The following is a 21,799-nucleotide window of genomic DNA, read 5'->3' on the forward strand; positions in this document are numbered from 1 at the left end:
TTGTCGCAGGTCAATTCCCTTTCCGCAACAGATCGCACATAATACGCCCCCGGTTTGCACACCGGGAATCCAGGAGAGTTCATGTACTACCCCTTCGTTCGTAAAGCCCTTTTTCAGCTCGATCCTGAGCGCGCTCATGAAGTTACCTTTCAACAATTACGCCGTGTCACCGGGACGCCGCTGGAAATACTGGTTCGCCAGAAGGTGCCGGCCAGGCCTGTCACCTGCATGGGGCTGACCTTTAAAAACCCGCTGGGTCTGGCGGCCGGGCTGGATAAAAACGGGGAATGCATTGACGCGCTGGGCGCGATGGGTTTTGGATCCATTGAGATCGGCACCGTGACGCCGCGTCCGCAGCCGGGCAACGATAAGCCAAGGATCTTCCGTCTGGTGGATGCCGAGGGGTTGATCAACCGCATGGGCTTTAATAACCATGGCGTCGATAACCTGGTTGAGAACGTGAAAAAGGCGCATTTTGACGGCGTGCTGGGCATCAATATCGGCAAAAATAAAGACACGCCGGTTGAGCACGGGAAAGATGATTACCTGATTTGTATGGAAAAAGTCTATCCCTACGCCGGCTATATCGCCATTAATATCTCCTCGCCGAATACCCCGGGGCTGCGCACGCTGCAATACGGCGAAGCGCTCGATGATTTACTCTCCGGTATTAAAAATAAGCAGCTTGAGCTGCAGCAGAAGCATCAAAAATATGTTCCGGTCGCCGTGAAGATCGCGCCGGATCTTTTGCCTGAGGAATTGATCCAGGTTGCCGATAGCCTCGTGCGTCATAATATTGATGGCGTGATTGCCACCAATACCACCCTCGATCGTTCTCTGGTTCAGGGAATGAAACATTGCGATGAGACCGGCGGACTTAGCGGTCGTCCATTACAATTAAAAAGTACCGAAATTATCCGTATGCTCTCCGCTGAGCTCAATGGCCGCTTGCCTATCATTGGCGTGGGCGGTATTGATTCCGTGATTGCCGCGCGGGAAAAAATGGCCGCCGGAGCATCGCTGGTGCAGATCTATTCCGGATTTATTTTTAAAGGTCCGCCGCTGATTAAAGAAATTGTTACCCACATCTAATCTTTTCCTCCTCTGAATCCCACCCAGGGCTTTATTTCCGGCCCTGGTTGTTTTATATTCCCTCACTGTTGCTTATTTAAACATTTTAGACTTTTCTTAATTTTAGAAAATATTCTGCGGCAAGTCGCAACAACTTTGCAGAGGCGTATGAAAGGGGACAGGGGGAAAAATGCGGATTAAACCTGACGATAACTGGCGTTGGTATTACGATGAAGAGCACGACCGCATGATGCTCGATCTGGCCAATGGCATGTTATTTCGCTCGCGCTTCGCCCGGCGCATGCTGACCCCGGACGCTTTTGCCCCATCGGGATTCTGCGTCGATGACGCCGCGCTCTATTTCTCCTTTGAAGAAAAATGCCGCGATTTCGAGTTGTCGAAAGAGCAGCGGGCGGAATTAGTCCTCAACGCATTAACCGCGATCCGTTTTCTCAAACCGCAGATGCCGAAAAGCTGGCACTTCGTCGCCCATCCCCACCACTGGCAGCCGAGCGGCGGCGACGCGGCCTGCGTCTGGCTGAGCGATACCGGCGAGCAGGTCAATTTGCTGGTGGTGGAGCCGGGCGATAACGCCGCGCTTTGTCTGCTGGCCCAGCCGGGTCTCACGCTTGCCGGCCGCGTTATGCAGCTGGGCGATGTGATTAAAATCATGAACGACAGGCTGCAGCCGGCGCAAAGCGCGGTCAGCTACAGCCTGGGGCAGGCGGTTTAAGGCGCCAGGCGCAGGGCCGTTTTCGGCACGCAGCTGCAGGCGAGAATGGTGCCATCTCCGGCGACCGCATTTTTCTTTAACGGATTCACTTCCCCCTCTTCAAGACGGATGCGGCAGCTGCCGCAGATCCCCGCCCGACACGAGTAAGGTACGCGAATGCCCTGTTGCTCCAGTTGTTCCAGCAGCACCTGCTGGTTATTGCCGGTAAATTGTTGACCCTGCCATTCAATGGCAACCGTGGCCTGCTGCTGCGCCTCGGGAGCCGGGGTATCGTCGCTTTCGCCGGCGCCGTAGGCTTTCGCCGGGCCGCGGGCGAGGATTTCCACTTCATCCCCCACCCGGATCACGCCGCTGTTACGGGCTATCAGGTTCTGACCAAAGTCGACATCGCCATTATCCTGCGCGGTGCGGAAGCGCTTTAAGGTTTCCAGCGGCTCTCCGCTGGGATGTTTCTGCCCGCGCTCCGGACTGACGGTGGTAAAAATGCAGCGGCTGCACGGCTTGGCGACGTCAAATACCACCTCGCCGACGCGGATCACTTTCCAGCTGTCTTCATCCCAGGCCGCCGCGCCGGTGACCACGAGATTAGGGCGAAACTGTTCTATGCTTACGCTTGCTGGGCAGCGCTGCTGCAGGTCGCGCAGCGAGGCCTCGTTAGCCAGCAGGTAAGGGTAGCCGTCGGCGAAGGAGAGCGGTACCGCATCGTGGCGCTTCACCCGGCGGGTTAACTGTGGCCCCAGCCAGCGCAGCTGGACATCGCGATTGAAAAAGCCGCTGAGCCACTGATTAACGGCGGCGGGCGCGATAAGGGCGGTAAAATGGTTGCCCCAGACTTCTGTCGGCTCGGCCTGAGGGGCGAAATCGTTAAAACGCACCACGGCGCTGCTGCCGTCCGGTGCGGTCAGGTGAAGGCCATCATGCAGCGGCGCCGGAATAAATTTCACCATTTGCGGAAACTGACGGGCGGTAATGAAGGTGCCGTCGGTTTCGGTGATCATAAACAGGCGATCGAAGGCCAGGCCGCTGATATCGGCAAAGGCGTGGGTCAGGCCCATGCCGCGCATGGATTTAACGGGATGAATAAAAAGACGCGAGAGCGTTACCATACGCTGCCTCCGGGTTCCAAAAATAAGCCTATAACTTTATGACATAGGGCACATATTGGCTATAATGCGCACCAATTTTCTTTAAGTAAAAGTGACGATATGAATTCTCTGTTTGCCAGTACGGCTCGTGGGCTGGAAGAGCTGTTAAAAACTGAACTGGAAGGGCTTGGCGCGACGGACTGCCAGGTAGTCCAGGGCGGGGTCCATTTTCAGGGGGATACGCGCCTGCTGTATCAAAGCCTGATGTGGAGCCGGCTGGCTTCGCGCATCATGCTGCCGCTGGGCGAGTGTCGCGTATACAGCGATCTGGATCTGTACCTCGGCGTACAGGCCATTCCGTGGACGGAGATGTTCAACCCTGGCGCCACCTTCGCGGTGCATTTTAGCGGTCTCAATGAGGAGATCCGCAACAGCCAGTACGGTGCGCTGAAGGTCAAAGACGCCATTGTCGACAGCTTCACCCGTAAGAACCTGCCGCGCCCGAACGTCGATCGTGAGTCGCCCGATCTGCGGATCAACGTCTGGCTGAACAAAGAGACGGCGCACATCTCGCTGGATCTGAGCGGCGAAGGCCTGCACCTGCGCGGCTACCGCGATGGCACCGGTATGGCGCCGATCAAAGAAAACCTCGCGGCGGCGATCGTGATGCGTTCCGGCTGGGTGCCGGGCACCCCGCTGCTCGATCCGATGTGCGGCTCCGGTACCCTGCTGATTGAGGCGGCGATGCTGGCGACCGACCGCGCGCCGGGCCTGCACCGCGGCCACTGGGGCTTTGGCGGCTGGGCGCAGCACGACGACGCCATCTGGAAAGAAGTGAAAGCGGAAGCGCAAACGCGCGCCCGTCAGGGGCTGGCGGCATATGGGTCACGCTTCTATGGCTCCGATGTCGACGAACGCGTCATTGACCGCGCCCGTCGCAACGCCCGTCGGGCCGGCATCGGCGAGCTGATCGATTTTGAAGTCAAAGACGTCGCCCAGCTGAATAATCCGCTACCGAAAGGCCCGTACGGCACCGTGATCAGCAACCCGCCGTACGGCGAGCGTCTGGAAAGCGAGCCGGCGCTGATCGCCCTGCACAGCCTGCTGGGCCGGATCATGAAAAGTCAGTTTGGCGGCTGGAACCTGTCGGTATTCAGCGCCTCGCCGGAGCTGTTAAGCTGCCTGCAGCTGCGCGCCGACAAACAGTTTAAAGCCAAGAACGGCCCGCTGGACTGCGTACAGAAGAATTATCACCTGGCGGAGAGCGAAGGCGGCAAGCCGGCGATGCTGGCGGAAGATTTTGCTAACCGTCTGCGAAAGAACCTGAAGAAGTTTGAAAAATGGGCCCGTCAGGAAGGCATTGAATGCTATCGCCTGTACGATGCTGACCTGCCGGAATACAACGTGGCCATCGACCGCTACGCTGACTGGGTGGTGGTCCAGGAATATGCCCCGCCGAAAACCGTCGATGCGCACAAAGCGCGCCAGCGCCTGTTCGATATTATCGCCGCGACCATCGCCGTACTGGACATGGCGCCTAACAAGCTGGTGCTGAAGACCCGCGAGCGGCAGAAGGGGAAAAACCAGTACCAGAAGATGGCGGAGAAGGGCGACTTTATCGAGGTGCAGGAGTACAACGCGCGCCTGTGGGTCAACCTCACCGACTACCTGGATACCGGTCTGTTCCTCGACCACCGTATCGCCCGCCGTATGCTCGGCCAGATGAGCAAAGGCAAGGACTTCCTGAACCTGTTCTCCTATACCGGCAGCGCCAGCGTCCACGCCGGCCTCGGCGGCGCGCGCTCCACCACCACGGTCGATATGTCGCGCACCTATCTGGAGTGGGCGGAACGCAACCTGCGTCTCAATGGCCTGACCGGCCGCGCGCATCGCCTGATGCAGGCGGACGTGCTGGGCTGGCTGCGGGAGAGCACCGAGCAGTTCGATCTGATCTTTATCGATCCGCCGACCTTCTCCAACTCCAAACGAATGGAAGATGCTTTCGACGTCCAGCGCGATCACATTCGCCTGATGACCGATCTGAAACGTCTGCTGCGTAAAGGCGGCACCATTATGTTCTCGAATAACAAACGCGGTTTCCGTATGGATCATGACGGGCTGGCGGCGCTTGGCCTGAAGGCGCAAGAAATTTCGCAAAAAACGCTGTCGCAGGATTTTGCCCGCAACCGTCAGATCCACAACTGCTGGCTGATTACCGCAGCCTGAAAGGAATAAAGAATGTCACTGATTAGTATGCACGGCGCCTGGCTTTCCTTCAGCGATGCGCCGCTGCTGGATAATGCCGAGCTGCATATCGAAGATAACGAACGCGTCTGCCTCGTCGGACGCAACGGCGCCGGTAAATCGACCCTGATGAAGATCCTCAACCGCGAGCAGGGGCTGGATGACGGGCGCATTATTTATGAACAGGATCTGATTGTGGCGCGTCTGCAGCAGGATCCGCCGCGCAATGTCGCCGGTACGGTGTACGATTTTGTCGCGGAAGGCATCGCCGAGCAGGCGGCTTATCTGAAGGCCTATCATGACGTGTCGCATCAGGTCATGACCGATCCGAGCGACAAAAATTTAAATGAACTGGCGCGCCTGCAGGAGCAGCTCGATAACCTGGGGCTGTGGCAGCTGGACAGCCGCATTAACGAAGTGATTGAGCAGCTTGGTCTCGACGCCAACGCGCAGCTGGCATCCCTGTCCGGCGGCTGGCTGCGTAAAGCGGCGCTGGGCCGCGCGCTGGTCAGCGGGCCGCGCGTGCTGCTGCTCGATGAACCCACCAACCACCTGGATATCGAAACCATCGACTGGCTGGAAGGGTTCCTCAAAACCTTTAAAGGCACCATTATCTTTATTTCGCACGACCGCTCCTTTATCCGCAATATGGCGACGCGCATCGTCGACCTCGATCGCGGCAAGCTGGTGACCTACCCGGGCGATTACGATCAGTATCTGCTGGATAAAGAGGAAGCCCTGCGGGTTGAAGAGCTGCAGAATGCGGAATTCGACCGCAAGCTGGCCCAGGAAGAGGTATGGATCCGCCAGGGGATCAAAGCGCGCCGCACGCGTAACGAAGGCCGCGTTCGCGCCCTGAAGGCGATGCGTCGCGAGCGCGGGGAGCGCCGGGAAGTGATGGGCAGCGCCAGAATGCAGGTTGAAGAGGCTTCGCGCTCCGGCAAAATCGTGTTCGAAATGGAGAACGTCAACTACCAGGTTGATGGCAAAGTGCTGGTGAAAGATTTCTCCGCGCAGATCCAGCGCGGCGACAAGATTGCCCTGATTGGCCCCAACGGCTGCGGGAAAACCACGCTGCTGAAGCTGATGCTTGGCCAGCTGCAGGCCGACAGCGGGCGGATCCACGTCGGCACTAAACTGGAAGTCGCCTACTTCGACCAGCACCGCGCAGAGCTGGATCCGGATCGGACGGTGATGGATAACCTCGCGGAAGGTAAGCAAGAGGTGATGGTTAACGGTAAGCCGCGCCATGTGCTGGGCTACCTGCAGGACTTCCTGTTCCATCCCAAACGGGCGATGACCCCGGTGCGCGCGCTCTCCGGCGGGGAACGTAACCGCCTGCTGCTGGCGCGTCTGTTCCTGAAACCCAGCAACTTATTGATTCTCGATGAACCGACAAACGACCTGGATGTCGAAACGCTGGAGCTGCTGGAAGAGCTGATCGATGGCTATCAGGGCACCGTGATGCTGGTAAGCCACGATCGTCAGTTCGTGGATAACACCGTAACCGAATGCTGGATCTTCGAAGGCGGCGGTCGCATCGGCCAGTACATCGGCGGCTATCACGATGCCCGCGGCCAGCAGGCCCAGTCGTTGGCGCAGAAGCAGCCGGCAGCGAAAAAAACGATGGAAGTCGCTCAGCCAAAAGCAGAAACTGTCAAACGCGGTGGGAACAAACTAAGCTATAACCTGCAGCGCGAGCTGGAACAGCTGCCGCAGAAGCTGGAAGCTCTCGAGGCCGAACTGCAGACGCTGCAGGAACAGGTTGCCGATCCCGACTTCTTTGGACAACCGCACGATCGCACGCAGCAGGTGCTGGCAAAGCTGGCCGAAGCGGAACAGGCGCTGGAAGCAGCCTTTGAACGCTGGGAATATCTCGAAGGATTAAAGAACGGCGCCTGAGCCGAGGAGTTGTCATGTGCGATCATCATCATGCTGCGCGACATATTTTATGTCCCCAATGTGATTTGCTGGTGGCTTTGCCGCAGCTGGAGCATCGCCAGAAAGCCGCTTGCCCGCGCTGCGGTACAACGTTAACCACCACATGGGACGCGCCTCGCCAGCGTCCCACGGCTTACGCGTTGGTCGCGCTGTTTATGCTGCTGTTGGCCAACCTGTTTCCATTTATCTACATGAAAGTGGGCGGGATCAGCAGCGAAATAGAGCTGTTGGAAATTCCCAATGTGTTATTTACCGAGGATTACGCCAGCCTCGGCACCTTCTTTTTACTCTTTGTGCAACTGGTACCGGCCTTTTGCCTGGTCACCATTCTACTGTTGGTCAATCGGGTCAGGATGCCCGCTGGCCTGAAAGCGTTTCTGGCGCGAATTCTGTTTCACCTGAAGACGTGGGGAATGGCGGAGATCTTTCTTGCCGGCGTGCTGGTGAGCTTCGTTAAGCTGATGGCCTATGGCGATATCGGTATCGGTCTGAGCTTTGTTCCGTGGTGCATGTTTTGTCTGCTGCAGTTACGCACTTTCCAGTGCGTCGACCGCCGCTGGCTGTGGGATGATATTGCCCCCATGCCAGCCATTAGCCAACCGCTGAAGGTCGGAGTGGCCGGCATCCGCCAGGGGCTGCGCTCCTGCGCCTGCTGCACGGCGGTGTTACCGGTCGACCAGACGGTCTGCCCGCGCTGTCATAGTAAAGGAACGGCGCGGCGTAAAAACAGCCTGCAGTGGACGCTGGCCCTGCTGGTGACCTCATTTATCCTCTATCTCCCCGCCAATATTATGCCGATCATGATCACCGATCTGCTGGGCGATAAAATGCCGTCAACCATCATGGCTGGGGTAATTTTACTGTGGAGCGAGGGGTCTTATCCGGTGGCGCTGGTGATTTTTATTGCCAGTATTATGGTGCCGACGCTAAAGATGATCGCTATCGCCTGGCTGTGCTGGAATGCCAATAGCAACGGTGCGCGCGATTCGGAACGCATGCATCTGATCTATGAAGTGGTGGAATTTGTTGGCCGCTGGTCAATGATTGATGTTTTTGTCATCGCCGTACTCTCTGCGCTGGTGCGCATGGGAGGGTTGATGAATATCTATCCCGCCATCGGCGCGGTTATGTTTGCGCTGGTGGTGGTGATGACCATGTTTTCAGCCATGACGTTTGATCCCCGTTTACTGTGGGATCGTGAGCCAGATTCAAGCCATGAGGAAAGACAACAACATGGAAAATAAGAGCGGAGAAGCGAAAGTGCAGAAGGTGAAGAACTGGTCACCGGTGTGGATCTTCCCTATCGTCACTGCGCTGATCGGGGCGTGGATCCTGTTTTATCATTACAGCCATCAGGGACCTGAGGTCACGCTGATCACCACGAATGCGGAGGGGATTGAAGGGGGAAAAACCCGTATCAAGAGCCGTAGCGTGGACGTTGGGGTGGTGGAGAGCGCCACGCTGACCGACGATTTAACCCACGTGGAAATCAAAGCCCGCCTCAATTCCGGGATGCAGAAATTACTGCACAACGATTCCGTCTTCTGGGTGGTGAAACCGCAGGTAGGGCGCGAGGGGATCAGTGGCCTGGGAACATTATTGTCCGGGGCCTATATTGAACTGCAGCCGGGGTCGAAAGGTACGGTGCCGGAGCAGTATCCGCTGCTTGATTCTCCGCCGCTGGCCTCGCCGGACGCCAAGGGGATCCGTATTCTGCTGGAGAGCAGCAAGGCGGGCCAGCTGTCGCCAGGCGATCCGGTGCTGTTCCGCGGCTATCGCGTGGGGTCGGTGGAAACCAGCACCTTCGACACCCAGAAACGTCGTATCACTTATCAGTTGTTCATCAATGCGCCCAATGACCGCCTGGTGACCACCAATGTCCGCTTCTGGAAGGACAGTGGGATCGCTGTCGATTTGACCTCGGCGGGGATGCGCGTCGAGATGGGCTCGCTGTCGACGCTGTTTGGCGGCGGCGTGAGCTTCGATATTCCGGAAGGACTGGATCTCGGCGAGCCGGTGGCGAATAAAACGGAATACCATCTGTTTGACGATCAGAAGAGCATCCAGGATTCGGTCTTTACCGAACATATTGACTATGTGATGTTCTTCAAAGACTCAGTTCGCGGCCTGCAGCCCGGCGCGCCGGTGGAGTTCCGCGGCATCCGTCTGGGAACCGTCGGCAAAGTGCCATTCTTCATCCCCGGTCTGAAGCAGCGTTTGAACGACGACTATCGCATTCCGGTGGAAGTGCGGGTTGAACCGCAACGTCTGATTAACCAGCTGGGCGGCGATCCGAATATTCGCGCCCACATTGACGATCTGATCAACCGCGGACTGCGCGGCTCGCTGAAAACCGGCAATCTGGTGACCGGCGCGCTGTATATCGATCTCGACTTCTATCCGAAGGCGCCGCCGCGCGGGAAAATGCAGGAGTTTAACGGCTATCCGATTATCCCGACCATCAGCGGTGGTCTGGCGCAGATCCAGCAGCGTCTGATGGATGCGCTGGATAAGATTAATAACCTGCCGCTCAATCCGTTGCTGGAGCAGGCGACGAGCACCCTGGCGCAGAGCGAGAAGACCATGCAGCACGTGCAGACCACGCTGGATAGTCTGAATAAGATCACCTCCAGCCAGTCGATGCAGCAGTTGCCTGCCGATATGCAGACGACGCTGCGCGAGCTGAACCGCAGCATGCAGGGCTTCCAGCCGGGCTCCGCGGCCTACAATAAGATGGTGGCCGATATGCAGCGTCTGGATCAGGTGCTGCGCGAGCTGCAGCCGGTCCTGAAAACGCTCAATGATAAGAGCAATGCGCTGGTATTTGAGGCGAAGGATAAAAAAGACCCACAGCCGAAGGGAGCGAAATAATGAAAAAATGGTTACTCGCGGCAACCGTATGCGTGCTGACGGCATGCAGTAGCGGCGGCGAAAGCAAAACGTATTACCAGCTGCCGGTGGCGCAGGGCGGCGCACAGCGCGCCGCCAGCCAGGGGGCACGTCTGCTGTGGGTTGAGCAGGTCAGCATCCCGGATTATCTGGCGGGTAACGGGGTGGTCTACCAGACCACCGACGTACAGTATGTGATCGCCAATAATAATCTGTGGGCCAGCCCGCTGGACCAGCAGCTACGCACCACGCTGGTGGCGAACCTGAGCCAACAGCTGCCGGGCTGGGTAGTGTCATCCCAGCCGCTGGGTAGCGAACAGGATACGCTCAACGTCGCGGTCAACGGCTTTCACGGACGCTACGACGGGCGGGTTATCGTCAGCGGTGAGTGGCTGCTGAAGCATCAGGGGCAGCTGATCAAGCGCCCGTTTAACATCGTGCTTAAGCAGGATCAGGATGGATATGATGCGATGGTCAAGACCATGGCGCAGGCGTGGAGCCAGGAGGCGGCAGCCATTGCCAGCGAGCTTAACCGTCTGCCATAAGTAAAATTCATCACGCTGATCTGCCGCGCGGTTCATCTGAGCCGCGCGGCTTTTTTTTGTCAGGTCAGTTCGTTACCGGCCGGTGTGCCAGGTGAACAAAAAATGAACTCTTATATAGGTCACAAATATGACAATGGCGTGAATTTTGCGCATTGACGTCGCCTTCATTTCGCGGTATTCGTTACCCGTGGCTGCACAATTTGCGACCACTGTTTTCTTTTCCACCAGATCAAAGAATGAGGGAAACGAGGCATGAAGAGACAAAAACGAGATCGCCTGGAACGGGCACATCAACGCGGATATCAGGCGGGTATCGCAGGAAGATCGAAAGAAATGTGTCCATACCAGAGCTTGAATCAACGCTCATGGTGGCTGGGAGGCTGGCGAGAAGCCATGGAGGACAGGGTACTAACGGCCTGACACTGTCTCTTTAAAAAAGAAGCCTCCGCATAGCGGGGGCTTCGCCTTTTAATCGCTGCTGAACGTTATCAGAAAGCGGAAGTATCCTGGAACAGACCCACTTTCAGATCGCTTGCGGTGTAGATCAGACGATCGTCAACCAGCACTTCTCCATCCGCAAGGCCCATAATCAGACGACGGTTAACGATGCGCTTGAAGTGGATGCGGTAGGTCACTTTTTTCGCGGTCGGCAGAACCTGGCCCGTGAATTTCACTTCGCCAACGCCCAGCGCACGGCCTTTGCCTTCGCCGCCGAGCCAGCCGAGATAGAAACCTACCAACTGCCACATGGCATCCAGGCCCAGGCAGCCCGGCATCACCGGATCGCCGATAAAGTGGCAACCGAAGAACCACAGGTCCGGGTTGATGTCGAGTTCGGCCTCAACATAACCTTTGTCGTAGTTACCACCGGTTTCGGTCATTTTGATGACGCGGTCCATCATCAGCATGTTTGGCGCCGGCAACTGCGGGCCTTTCGCGCCGAACAGTTCACCACGACCAGAGGCAAGAAGATCTTCTTTTGTATAGGATTCGCGTTTATCTACCATGTTTTCAGTAAGCCTTATTTTAAGTTCGGGACGCAGGATAGCTAACACGTGTAAGCTGAACAAGTCCGATCAGTTAGAACTTGTCCCACCTAACCAGCGTAGCGGCCACGGAAAACGATGGCGAGTCTCCTGCTGGGTCGCCTGCGCTATCCGCTCCTGAATGGTTTGTCGCAGCGTCTGTCCTTCACCGTCCCACATCAGCTGGGTCAACATCGGCAGCGCTTCGGTAATATCGTCTATTGCCCAGATAGCAAACTGATTGTCGGCAACGGCCTGACGCAGCTCGTGGGTCAGACTAAGGTGGCGAACGTTGGCGGCAGGGATAATCACGCCCTGTTTTCCGGTGAGGCCGCGCTGCTGACAGATTGTGAAGAAACCTTCAATTTTTTCATTCAGTCCGCCGACCGGCTGCACACGACCAAACTGGTCGACGGAGCCGGTGATCGCGATGCTCTGATTAATCGGCACGTTGGCCAGCGCGCTGATTAAGGCGCAGAGTTCCGCCATGGAGGCGCTGTCGCCATCCACTTCACTGTAGGACTGTTCAAAGGTCAGCGAAGCGGAGAAGGGGAGTTGTTGCTCCAGCTCCAGCTCGGACATCAGAAAAGCCTGCATGATCATCATGCCTTTCGCATGGATGTTGCCGCCCAGCTCGGCTTTGCGTTCGACGTCGATAAACTCGCCGTCGCCAATGTGCACGACGCAGCTGATGCGCGAAGGTTCGCCGAAGGCGCGTGGATGACCGGGGAATTCAATGACCGAGAGGGCGTTGATCTGCCCGACGCATTCGCCTTCGGTTTCAATCAGGATCTGTTCCTGCAGGATTTCATCCTGCATACGCTCCGCCAGGTAGCCTTCACGCCACTCCCGGCGCGCCAGCATCGTCTGCATCGCTTCGCCGGTAATCTCTTCGCCTTCGCAGAAGGCGGCAGACTCACGCAGCTGGCGGGCTATCCATAGCGGGCTGAGCGGCAGGGTCTCCTGGTCGCCGGTGTAGCGCGTCCCTTCATCGATCAGCAGTGGCCAGGCATCGCTCGCCGGGCCCGGTAGCTCCAGCTGCTGCGCATTCTGCCATACCCACTGGCACCAGGCCTTCAGCGTATCGGCGTCCGCAAACTGCAGGGTGTCTTCATACTCGCTATAGATAGCCTGGGCAGAGAGCTCTGGCTCCATTTCCTGGAAATCGGCCAGCGATTCGCGTTCGCCCACCAGCATGACTTTCAGGCTCAGCGGCATGGAAGGGATGCTGACCGGCAGCGGCCGTGATTCATCAATGGAGAGCCAGTCAAAGCGCTGACGGGTCACCATATTTTTCAGGCGCATCCACAGCAGCGGTTGCGCCAGTAATGCGCGTAGTGAGAGCACCAGCACGCCGCCGTTGGCCTGATGGACCAGGCCTGGCTGGAGTGTGATTTCACCGTTAAACTGGCGTACGCAGCCAAACAGCTGTTCCGCCTCCAGCCAATCGGCCGCCACGACCGGAGCGGTACTGGCAAAATTATCTTCAGCGCGTTGCGCCGGCGCGAGCGTCACGTGAGCGCCGTTAACCTCATAGCGAACTCCGTGAAGCGGTGCGGCAGGCTCGTGCAGCGTGCGAGTTTCAGCCGCCAGCCATTGCAGATATTCCGGCTCCTCAGGGGCTTTCACCAACATGAAGGAGGAGACTGCCGGGGTGTATAGCAGCTGCTCAAGCGCATAGAACAACCGCGGCTGCAGATCGCCCGAGAGGGAGGGGGCCGGATGAGAGAGTTCAGCTTGAGCAAACAGCGCCTGGTAAGGTTCCAGATCAGGCGCAAGGTCGGTTCGGGTCAGTTTCGTAATGGTCAAAGTCGCTGTTTTTTAGTTAGATGTAAAGCGCGCAATTATACCTGATGCCGCGTCTGAGCACACGGAGGATTATGGCTACCCCGATGATTACCCGGCCATCCACATCACGAATAATGATTTATATTCAGCACATCAGGAAAAAACTGATATCCTGAAATGAGTTACACGGTCACATTGAGATCGCAATGAAATATCAACAACTGGAAAATCTTGAAAGCGGCTGGAAATGGAAATATCTGGTAAAGAAGCACCGGGAAGGTGAGCTGATTACCCGCTACATTGAGGCCAGCGCTGCGCAAGCTGCGGTAGATGACTTGCTGACGCTCGAGAATGAACCTGTGCTGGTGCATGCCTGGATTGAGCAGCATATGAATCCGGCGCTGATGAACCGCATGAAACAGACCATCCGTGCGCGACGGAAACGCCATTTTAACGCCGAGCATCAGCATACGCGTAAGAAGTCGATCGACCTTGAGTTTGTCGTCTGGCAGCGCCTTGCCGGTCTGGCGCAGAGGCGAGGGAAAACCTTGTCCGAAACCATCGTCCAGCTGATTGAGGATGCTGAGCATAAAGAGAAGTATGCCAGCAAAATGTCGAGCCTGAAGCACGATCTGCAGGTTCTGTTAGGTAAGGAGTAGCGGGCTGCCCGTTCAGTAGTGACTAAGGCGCAGGTCGCGCCACACAGGCTACCATCCGCCTCTTACGGCCTTCAGCTTTTAGCCGCTAAAGCGAGCGAGAAGACATAAAAAAACCCGCCGAAGCGGGTTTTTTCATCAGTTATAACTTAAGCCGCAGGCTGAGTTACAACTTCTTTGTAGCCTTTAACTTCGATCTCTACACGACGATCCGGAGCCAGGCAGTCGATCAGGGCAGCGCGAGCTTTCACGTTGTCACAGGTGTTGCCAGTAACCGGGTTGGATTCACCCATGCCGCGAGCGGAGATTTTGCCAGCCGGGATGCCTTTAGCAACCAGGTAGTCAACAACGGACTGAGCACGTTTCTCAGACAGCTGCTGGTTGTAAGCATCGGAACCGATGCGGTCGGTGTAGCCCAGAACAACAGCGGAACCGTCTTTCGGATCCATGTTGCTCAGCTGGGTGTACAGCTGATCCAGAGCCTGCTGACCTTCCGGTTTCAGGGTTGCTTTGTTGAAGTTGAACAGTACGTCAGACTTCAGGGTGAAGTGCTTGGTCGCCACTTCCGGAGCCGGAGCCGGAGCCGGAGCTACAACCGGTGCAGCATCTTCCTGACCGAAACGGTAGGAAACGCCCAGGCTCAGCATGCCGTTATCAGGACGGGTACCCACAGTGCCCGCGTCGCCGATGTTGTTAACCCACTGGTATTCCAGACGGGTAGCGATGTCACGAGTAACAGCCCACTCTACGCCGCCAGCAAATACTGGGGAAACGCCAGTGTCGTGTTCGCTACGGGAAACGCCGGTAGAAGCGTAGTTGCCTTTGGAGTCAGCGCGCCAAACCATGCCGCCCAGACGGGTGTAGATGTCCAGATCGTCAGTGATCGGGTAACCCAGTTTAGCGGTCAGCTGAACGCCCTGAGCTTTGAAAGCACCGTTGTCAACGCTGCCTTTATATGCCATACGGCCCAGCCAGTCGTAACCCATTTCGAAACCGAGGTACGGGTTAACCTGGTAACCACCGAACGCACCAGCACCGAGCTGATCGTTACGGGTCGGACCATTGTTGCCCTGGAAACCGTTACCGTAGAAACCGGTGTCGTGATACTGGGACCAACCCAGTTTACCACCTGCATACCAGGTGTTATCTTTCGGAGCGGCCTGCGCTACGGTAGCGAAGCCAGCCAGTGCCACTGCAATCGCGATAGCTGTCTTTTTCATTTTTTGCGCCTCATTATCATCCAAAATTCGCCATGAAGTTACAAAAGACCTCACGGTTAAATCCTTCACCGGGGGCGTGACTTGTTGTTAACTATGCTGATACATGCAGCGTAAGCCGATCACCCCTGGCGATGTAAAGTCTACAACTTAGTTCGAAACTTACAAGTGTGAACTCTGTCAGGCATATGAAAAAAAAGGGTTGTGTACACAATATTTAACAAATATGGTTGATTTTCGTACACGAAAAAAAGGCACAAATGCCCGTGTGGCAGGCATTCCGCGAAAAAGACCTTAAAAAACGCTGTGCCATTACTACCGGTAAAAAAAATTCCAGGAATAATCCTAATTTCACTCAATGATACAAATTTGAGTGAATTTTTAGCCCGCTGAGTTGTCTGCCGAGCGTGCCCTGATTTCGGACCGGGCGCATGATGAATCCCATCGCGCAGCCTTCCTGGGCTGCATGCACCAGACGCTCATGTTCGTCAGCGGTTAACTCCTCCGCCAGCCAGCAGATAACCACACTATAGTTACCGGTACGCAGGGCGCGGATCATCGAGTCTAAAGTGTGACTGGGGGAGAGCTGGCTAATTTGCATGACCTTAGACAGCGGCAGACCGGCGGACTGAACCCACTCGCGGCTAAGCTTTTGTTGCGGCGTAAGCCACAGCTGCCAGCGAGACTGTTGACCCAACTGCTGTAATAAAGGTAGCAACAACAACTGTGTCATCATGGGTTGATCTTCACGATAGACAATTTCACTGATCAGCCCATTGGCGGCCTGTTCGCCAGAACGATGAGCGTAGTGGGCTGCCGGAGCAGAGGCCTGTGCTGAACGGTTTGCATGAGCTGAAGTAAACATAGTCTATCCCGCCTGTAGTTACTGTATGCATATACAGTATATCCGCCAGGGGAAAAGATCAACCGCAATTTGTCATTTTGCTGGTGGAAATTTAATCGCTTTCAGCCATCCTGACGGTACAGGTTTGCGGCTACTCGCAACACCATCCTTAACACCGGCTAATCCTTTTTCTCCTGTCTGCCAGTTGCAGCAACAGCTGCAATTTTCTGAAAGCGTCTCGCAAAACCGCATTCTGGTGGAAAAGCAGGCAAAAATCATCTTGCTGCTGTCAGGGAAGTCCCTTATGTTTTCCCTTAGCGGATCCGTTAACAACTTAAGTTTAATTACATGATTCACAAAGGAATGATCATGAGAAAACTCGTATGTCCGCGGCTCCCGCAATTTCAGGCCTGCGTCTCTCCGCTGGGCCAACTTCACTCTCGCCCCCTGTTTGGCGGCTACAGCCTGGCTATCGAAGAGACCGTGTTTGCGATGGTGGCAGAGGGGAATATTTATCTAAAGGCCTGCGAGCAGAGCGCTGCCTATCGGGTAGAACACCATAATCCTTTATTGATGCTGCGCCGACACGGGCGCATCGTGCCGCTAAAGTATTATCAAATCGACGATGCCTTGTGGCGCGATGAGAAACAGCTTTTCCGCTTGTCGCTGATGTCGTGGCAGAGCGCCCAGCGTGAAAAATATCGCCGCCGGTCGTCGGGACGCCTGAAGGATTTACCCAATATCAGCTTTCATATGGAGTTGCAGCTGATTCACTCGGGCATTCCAGACGTGTTAGCACTACTGGAGGTGGGCGCCCGCCAGGCCTGGCTAAAGCTGCGCGAGAACAATGCTTCTCTATCGCACAACGTCTTGCTGGCGCTGGAGGGGGCTATCGTTGGCGTTCATGCCGCCGCGCTCCCGACGCCACGGCGTCAGGAGCTTCTGGAATGGGCGTCTACTCGCTAATGGACAACGGTTATTCCGTTTGAGCGTGTACCCGCTGCTGCAGGCGGCAGATTTCAGGCAACAGCGCCAGCAGCAGGCCAATCTGCTGTAACACCAGGGGCTCTTTACTGTCCGCGCGAGGCTCCAGATGGTGGATCCGGCTTTGCAGGCTGGTCAACGCCTTCTGCACCCGCTGTTCATCCGCTGGGGTATGATGCAGGGCATCATCCACATAGCAGACCGCATCATCGAGCAGGGCGAGGATGTCCGGCGTGGACAGTTTTTCCCGATGCGCGCCGAGAGCGGAAATGTAGCTGGTGAAGGTATGATTGAGACACAGCAGGCGAAAGGCGGTCTCGCGCTGGGCGGCATCCGCCCGTGGTTCCGTCGACAAGTTCGAGACGACGGAAGCCAGCTCAGCATCGCGGTTGTAGGCGTCACGGCGTGCGACACGGTAGGCCAGCCGGTTGTCGCGGCCCTGGTGGTACTGCTCCAGGATGGCATCCAGATAACGGCAGTTCGCGTTTAGCGCCCGGTCCAGCGCCCGCGGCAGGTTGCGGAATTTCCAGTCCGGCCAGATGAAGCTGACCGCCGCCCAGGCGATGGCGCAGCCGATCAGCGTATCAATGATGCGCGGCAGCGCGACTTCAAAACCTTCGCCAAGCAGGTTAAAGCACAGCAGCACCAGCAGCGTAATAAACATGGTGGCATGGGCGTACTGCACGTTACGAAAGGCGAAGAACAGCACGCCGGTGAGGACGATCAGCAGCAGCTGCCCTTCAACCGACGGTACCAGCAGGAGGACCGGCAGGCCGATCGCCACCCCGACCAGCGTGCCGATGATCCGCAACGCCAGACGATGGCGGGTGGCGTTATAGTTCGGCTGACAGACGAACAAACTGGTCAGCAGGATCCAGTAGCCGTGCTGAAGACCGGTAAACTGGATGAAGGCATAGCCGGCGCAGAGCACCAGCGACATACGCACCGCGTGGCGAAAGAGGGCTGACTCTGGCGACATATTGCGCTGCAGGCGCAGCCAGATATCGTTCAGTCCGCCGAGCCTGTCGTCGGCCAGCAGCGTCTCTGTATTACTCCCGGCGGGCGCGGTGGTTTGCACCGATTCAATCGTGGCCAGCTGAGCATCAATGGCGCGCAGGTTATTGAGTAAATAGCCAAGGGCGTTGAGCTGCTCATCGGATGCGCCGCTGGCGCGTACGCGCTCAAGTGCCGCATCGAGATGCATAAACGCCCGTTCGAAATGGGCATCATGCTGATAGGGTTCGCGCAGCAGAATCGCCCGCGAGAGTTTCTGGCAGGCCTGCGCCTGCATCGAAAGCATGCGCTGGAAACGGAACATCACATCGCTGTAGCGGAACTGGTCGCGCAGGGTCTGGTACTGAATATGCGATGAGCTGGCGCGTTCATGAATATCCTGGGCCACAAAGTAATACTGCAGCGTACGACGAGTACCACGCTGTCCCCGGTCGCCTCGTAGTCGGGTCAACAGTGATACCTTGGTTTGGTTAAGGGTCGCCACCAGTTGGCCGTTGGCGAGGGCCAGATCGTACAGCGGCGCCTGGCTCTCATCCTCAAGGTCTGGATCAAACAGCCGGGATTTGAGCTCCAGATAGCGGGCCAGTTGCTCATAGCTACGCGCCAGGTTGTCCTGCAGTGGACGAATTGGAAAAATCAGATGGCCGGACAACGTCAGCAGGTTGTACCACACGGCTCCTGCCAGCAGGAACAACGGCTGCAGATACCAGTGATCGTACAGCGTGACGCCGAGCATGGTGTAGATGGCGATAAGCAGGGCGCCGAAGGCAATGGTCGCATAGCGCTGTCCTAGGCCGCCAAGCAAAATAAAGCCGATGGTAGACACGGTCAGACCAAGGGCAAACAGCGGCGGCCACGGAAACAGCAGCTCCACGGAGGCGGAGGCGATAAAAAAGCAAACCAGAGTAATGGCGAGGTTGCGCAGACGGCCCGCCAGACGGTCATCAAGGTCGGTCAGCGCCGCGGCCACGACGCCGAGGGTGAGGGGGATGGTCAGTTTGACTTCGCCGATCCACCAGGGAAACAGCGTCGTGCCGCAGAGCGCAATAAAAATGCGTACGTTATAAAGCCAGGCGCTGTTCCAGGTGTAGCGGCGTAGCAGGGGGCTAATCATGTCCGTGTTCCGTTCGGTTACTGAAAGCGACGACGCGCATTGGCTTCGCGTGCGGCGCGCGCGGTTTCCACAGAGACGACCCGGCGACCCACCGGCCAGAGGGCGATGGCGGCGATTTTAAAATTAGCGATCCCCACCGGGATACCAATGATAGTCAGGCATTGGGCGATGCCGCTGAAAATATGCATCAGGCACAACCACCAGCCGAAAAAAATGAACCACAGAATGTTCAGGATGGTGCCGCCGGCGTTCAGCAGGCTGTTTTGGCGACCTGGCTCGAGCTCATCAACATGAATCGCCTCGTTACCATAGGGAAATAACGAAAGGCGAGTGATTTCCCAGCAGGAACGAGTCAGCGGCAGCGTGACGATCAGCATAATGCTGACCAGGGTGGCGAGCAGCCAGCCTAAAGTGGTGGCGAAACCGCCAAGGATAAAGTTCAAAATATTCAGAATGGTACGCATAAAGCCTCGGTTTTGCCCTGTGGATAATAAGACCTGACAATTGTAACGTTTTTTTGCGCTGGAGCACCTGGTCCGGGACGGTTAAACTGAAAAACAATCCACCCTGATTGAAAATCGACATTATATGGAACTTAAAGCGACAACATTGGGCAAACGCATGGCTCAGCATCCTTATGACAGGGTGCAGTTACTGAATGCCGGGGTAAAGGTTTCCGGCGATCGTCATGAGTATCTTATCCCTTTCAATCAGTTATTGTCAGTGCATTGTAAGCGCGGTCTGGTCTGGGGCGAACTGGAGTTTGTGCTGCCGGACGATAAAGTCGTGCGTTTGCACGGTACCGAATGGAGCGAAACGCAGCGCTTTTATCACCATTTACACACGCTCTGGCAGCAGTGGAGCACGGAAATGAGCGATATCGCCGCCGGGGTGCTGAAGCAGCAGCTGACAGCCATCGAACGCACCCGGGCAGAAGGTAAGTGGCTGACGCGTCAGCAGGTGGCGGATGTTCAGGATAATATCCGCCATGCGTTAACCGGGCTGCCGATGCCCACTAGCCGGCTTGACGCCTTTGATAACTGCCGGGAGCTGTGGCGGGAATGTCAGCGCTGGTTAGGGGATATTGAAGCGGCGCGTCAGGCCCATAACCAGGCCTTTACCGAGGCGATGCTGGAACAGTATCGCGGCTTTTTTGACGGAGTGGAATCCTCCCCGCTCAATCCGTCGCAGGCGCGAGCGGTGGTGAACGGCGAGCACTCCCTGCTGGTGCTGGCGGGAGCGGGCAGTGGTAAAACCTCGGTGCTGGTGGCTCGAGCGGGCTGGCTGCTGGCACGGGGAGAAGCGGCGGCAGAGCAAATTCTGCTGCTGGCATTTGGCCGCCAGGCGGCGCAGGAGATGGATGAGCGGATCCGCGAGCGTCTGGCATCAGACGATATTACCGCCCGCACCTTCCACTCGCTGGCGCTGCATATTATCCAGCAGGGCAGCAAAAAAGTGCCCACCATCAGTAAGCTGGAAAGCGATACTGCGGCCCGCCACGCATTGCTGCTGAAAAGCTGGCAAAAGCAGTGCCAGGAGAAAAAAGCGCAGGCGAAAGGCTGGCGCCTGTGGCTGGAAGAGGAGATGGGCTGGCAACTGCCGGAAGGGGACTTCTGGCAGGATAAAAAGGTGCAGCGGCGGATGGCCAGCCGGCTTGACCGCTGGGTCAGCCTGATGCGCATGCACGGCGGCTCCCAGGCAGAGATGATCGCCGGCGCGCCGGATGCGGTACGCGATCTGTTCAGTAAACGGGTGAAGCTGATGTCGCCCCTGCTGAAAGAGTGGAAGGCGGCGCTGAAGGCGGAGAATGCGGTCGATTTTTCCGGCCTGATCCATCAGGCGGTCAATATTCTCGATAAAGGCCGCTTCGTTAGCCCGTGGAAACACATTCTGGTGGATGAATTTCAGGATGTTTCGCCGCAGCGAGCCTCGCTGCTGGCCGCGTTACGCCGGCAAAATAGCCAAACCACGCTCTTTGCCGTTGGCGATGACTGGCAGGCGATTTACCGGTTCAGCGGGGCGCAGCTCTCCCTGACCACCGCGTTCAACCACTACTTTGGCGAAGGGGACTGCTGTGCGCTGGATACCACCTATCGCTTTAACGGGCGTATCGGCGAAATAGCCAATGGTTTTATCCAGCAGAATCCGCATCAGTTAAGCAAACCGCTGAACAGCCTGACCGCGGGAGATAAAAAGGCCGTCACTCTGTTAGCCGACGATAAGCTGGACGATCTTCTGGATAAATTGAGCGGTTACGTTAAGCCCGAGCAGCGAATCCTTCTGCTTGCCCGCTACCATCATCTGAAGCCCGAGGCGCTTGATAAAGCGGTGACGCGCTGGCCGCACCTCCAGCTTGATTTTATGACTATTCACGCCAGCAAAGGTCAGCAGGCCGACTATGTCATTGTGCTGGGACTGCAGGAGGGAGTGGATGCGTTTCCGGCTCCAGCGCGCGAGTCGATCATAGAGGAGGCGCTCCTGCCGCAACCGGAAGATTTTCCGGATGCGGAGGAACGTCGACTGCTGTACGTGGCCATAACCCGTGCCCGTCACCGGGTGTGGCTGTTATTTAACAAGGCGCAACCGTCGCCGTTTGTCGAGATCCTGCAGGCGCTGGATGTGCCTGTGGCCAGAAAGCCGTGATCGCGG

General features: G+C 56.9%; 19 protein-coding genes. 12 read left to right on the forward strand and 7 right to left on the reverse strand.

The window, feature by feature from the left end; genetic code table 11:
• Positions 1-81: 81 nt before the first annotated feature.
• Both pyrD and zapC read left to right on the forward strand, forming a co-directional pair.
• Positions 82-1,092: a quinone-dependent dihydroorotate dehydrogenase gene (gene pyrD / locus L2I46_RS13325; RefSeq protein WP_004201417.1), complete on the forward strand. Its 1,011-nt coding sequence runs from the start codon at positions 82-84 to the stop codon at positions 1,090-1,092.
• Positions 1,093-1,261: 169 nt separating this feature from the next.
• Positions 1,262-1,804, forward strand: a complete 543-nt coding sequence (gene zapC, locus L2I46_RS13330; protein WP_023289043.1) for a cell division protein ZapC — start codon at positions 1,262-1,264, stop codon at positions 1,802-1,804.
• Here zapC and L2I46_RS13335 read toward each other — a convergent pair.
• Positions 1,801-2,910 (reverse strand): YcbX family protein, encoded by a 1,110-nt coding sequence (locus L2I46_RS13335; RefSeq protein ID WP_236947932.1) that lies wholly within the window; start codon positions 2,908-2,910, stop codon positions 1,801-1,803. The two genes, zapC and L2I46_RS13335, sit on opposite strands and share 4 nt — an antisense overlap.
• A 99-nt stretch (positions 2,911-3,009) precedes the next feature.
• On the opposite strand from L2I46_RS13335, the gene rlmKL reads away from it, so the two are divergent.
• The 6 genes from rlmKL (at position 3,010) to rmf (ending at position 10,928) form a co-directional block, all read left to right on the forward strand.
• Positions 3,010-5,115, forward strand: coding sequence for a bifunctional 23S rRNA (guanine(2069)-N(7))-methyltransferase RlmK/23S rRNA (guanine(2445)-N(2))-methyltransferase RlmL (gene rlmKL, locus L2I46_RS13340; RefSeq protein ID WP_023289045.1), 2,106 nt, complete (start codon positions 3,010-3,012; stop codon positions 5,113-5,115).
• Between the two features lie 12 nt (positions 5,116-5,127).
• Positions 5,128-7,035 (forward strand): ABC transporter ATP-binding protein, encoded by a 1,908-nt coding sequence (locus L2I46_RS13345; protein ID WP_023289046.1) that lies wholly within the window; start codon positions 5,128-5,130, stop codon positions 7,033-7,035.
• 14 nt (positions 7,036-7,049) lie between these two features.
• Positions 7,050-8,318 carry a membrane integrity-associated transporter subunit PqiA gene (pqiA, locus tag L2I46_RS13350; RefSeq protein WP_236947933.1) on the forward strand — a complete coding sequence of 423 codons (1,269 nt, stop codon included), beginning with the start codon at positions 7,050-7,052 and terminating at the stop codon, positions 8,316-8,318.
• Positions 8,308-9,945 carry an intermembrane transport protein PqiB gene (gene pqiB, locus L2I46_RS13355; RefSeq protein WP_032455284.1) on the forward strand — a complete coding sequence of 546 codons (1,638 nt, stop codon included), beginning with the start codon at positions 8,308-8,310 and terminating at the stop codon, positions 9,943-9,945. The genes pqiA and pqiB overlap by 11 nt, the downstream gene beginning before the upstream one ends.
• Positions 9,945-10,508, forward strand: coding sequence for a membrane integrity-associated transporter subunit PqiC (gene pqiC, locus L2I46_RS13360; protein WP_236947934.1), 564 nt, complete (start codon positions 9,945-9,947; stop codon positions 10,506-10,508). Before pqiB ends, pqiC begins: the two co-directional genes overlap by 1 nt.
• Positions 10,509-10,760: 252 nt before the next feature.
• Complete coding sequence (gene rmf, locus L2I46_RS13365) at positions 10,761-10,928, forward strand: ribosome modulation factor (protein WP_002898396.1); 168 nt, start codon at positions 10,761-10,763, stop codon at positions 10,926-10,928.
• Positions 10,929-10,996: 68 nt separating this feature from the next.
• Here rmf and fabA read toward each other — a convergent pair whose 3' ends face one another.
• Together fabA and L2I46_RS13375 are read right to left on the reverse strand one after the other, a co-directional pair.
• The gene (fabA, locus tag L2I46_RS13370) at positions 10,997-11,515 is read right to left on the reverse strand and encodes a bifunctional 3-hydroxydecanoyl-ACP dehydratase/trans-2-decenoyl-ACP isomerase (protein WP_004201428.1); all 519 of its coding nucleotides are present in this window, start codon (positions 11,513-11,515) and stop codon (positions 10,997-10,999) included.
• A 69-nt stretch (positions 11,516-11,584) separates the two neighbouring features.
• The gene (locus L2I46_RS13375; RefSeq protein WP_105490779.1) at positions 11,585-13,342 is read right to left on the reverse strand and encodes an AAA family ATPase; all 1,758 of its coding nucleotides are present in this window, start codon (positions 13,340-13,342) and stop codon (positions 11,585-11,587) included.
• A gap of 185 nt (positions 13,343-13,527) precedes the next feature.
• Here L2I46_RS13375 and matP point away from each other — a divergent pair, with 185 nt between their 5' ends.
• Positions 13,528-13,980 carry a macrodomain Ter protein MatP gene (matP, locus tag L2I46_RS13380; protein ID WP_002898404.1) on the forward strand — a complete coding sequence of 151 codons (453 nt, stop codon included), beginning with the start codon at positions 13,528-13,530 and terminating at the stop codon, positions 13,978-13,980.
• A 146-nt stretch (positions 13,981-14,126) separates the two neighbouring features.
• On the opposite strand, the gene ompA is transcribed toward matP, so the two are convergent.
• Together ompA and sulA are read right to left on the reverse strand one after the other, a co-directional pair.
• Positions 14,127-15,197 (reverse strand): porin OmpA, encoded by a 1,071-nt coding sequence (ompA, locus tag L2I46_RS13385; RefSeq protein ID WP_236947935.1) that lies wholly within the window; start codon positions 15,195-15,197, stop codon positions 14,127-14,129.
• Between the two features lie 352 nt (positions 15,198-15,549).
• Positions 15,550-16,059: an SOS-induced cell division inhibitor SulA gene (gene sulA / locus L2I46_RS13390; RefSeq protein ID WP_023289052.1), complete on the reverse strand. Its 510-nt coding sequence runs from the start codon at positions 16,057-16,059 to the stop codon at positions 15,550-15,552.
• Between the two features lie 25 nt (positions 16,060-16,084).
• Here sulA and L2I46_RS13395 point away from each other — a divergent pair, with 25 nt between their 5' ends.
• Positions 16,085-16,390, forward strand: a complete 306-nt coding sequence (locus L2I46_RS13395) for a hypothetical protein (protein WP_158238131.1) — start codon at positions 16,085-16,087, stop codon at positions 16,388-16,390.
• A 17-nt stretch (positions 16,391-16,407) separates the two neighbouring features.
• A complete protein-coding gene (locus L2I46_RS13400) occupies positions 16,408-17,004 on the forward strand; it encodes a TfoX/Sxy family DNA transformation protein (protein WP_236947936.1) in 597 nt (198 codons plus the stop codon).
• 10 nt (positions 17,005-17,014) lie between these two features.
• On the opposite strand, the gene yccS is transcribed toward L2I46_RS13400, so the two are convergent.
• Positions 17,015-19,150, reverse strand: a complete 2,136-nt coding sequence (gene yccS / locus L2I46_RS13405; protein WP_023289054.1) for a YccS family putative transporter — start codon at positions 19,148-19,150, stop codon at positions 17,015-17,017.
• Between the two features lie 17 nt (positions 19,151-19,167).
• Entirely contained in the window at positions 19,168-19,614 is a 447-nt protein-coding gene (locus tag L2I46_RS13410) for a YccF domain-containing protein (RefSeq protein WP_004201437.1), read from the reverse strand.
• A gap of 124 nt (positions 19,615-19,738) precedes the next feature.
• On the opposite strand from L2I46_RS13410, the gene helD reads away from it, so the two are divergent.
• Positions 19,739-21,793 carry a DNA helicase IV gene (gene helD, locus L2I46_RS13415; RefSeq protein ID WP_236947937.1) on the forward strand — a complete coding sequence of 685 codons (2,055 nt, stop codon included), beginning with the start codon at positions 19,739-19,741 and terminating at the stop codon, positions 21,791-21,793.
• Positions 21,794-21,799: the final 6 nt, after the last annotated feature.

Origin of the sequence: Klebsiella sp. 2019SCSN059 (assembly GCF_021739525.1) — a bacterium.
GTDB lineage: Bacteria > Pseudomonadota > Gammaproteobacteria > Enterobacterales > Enterobacteriaceae > Klebsiella > Klebsiella quasipneumoniae.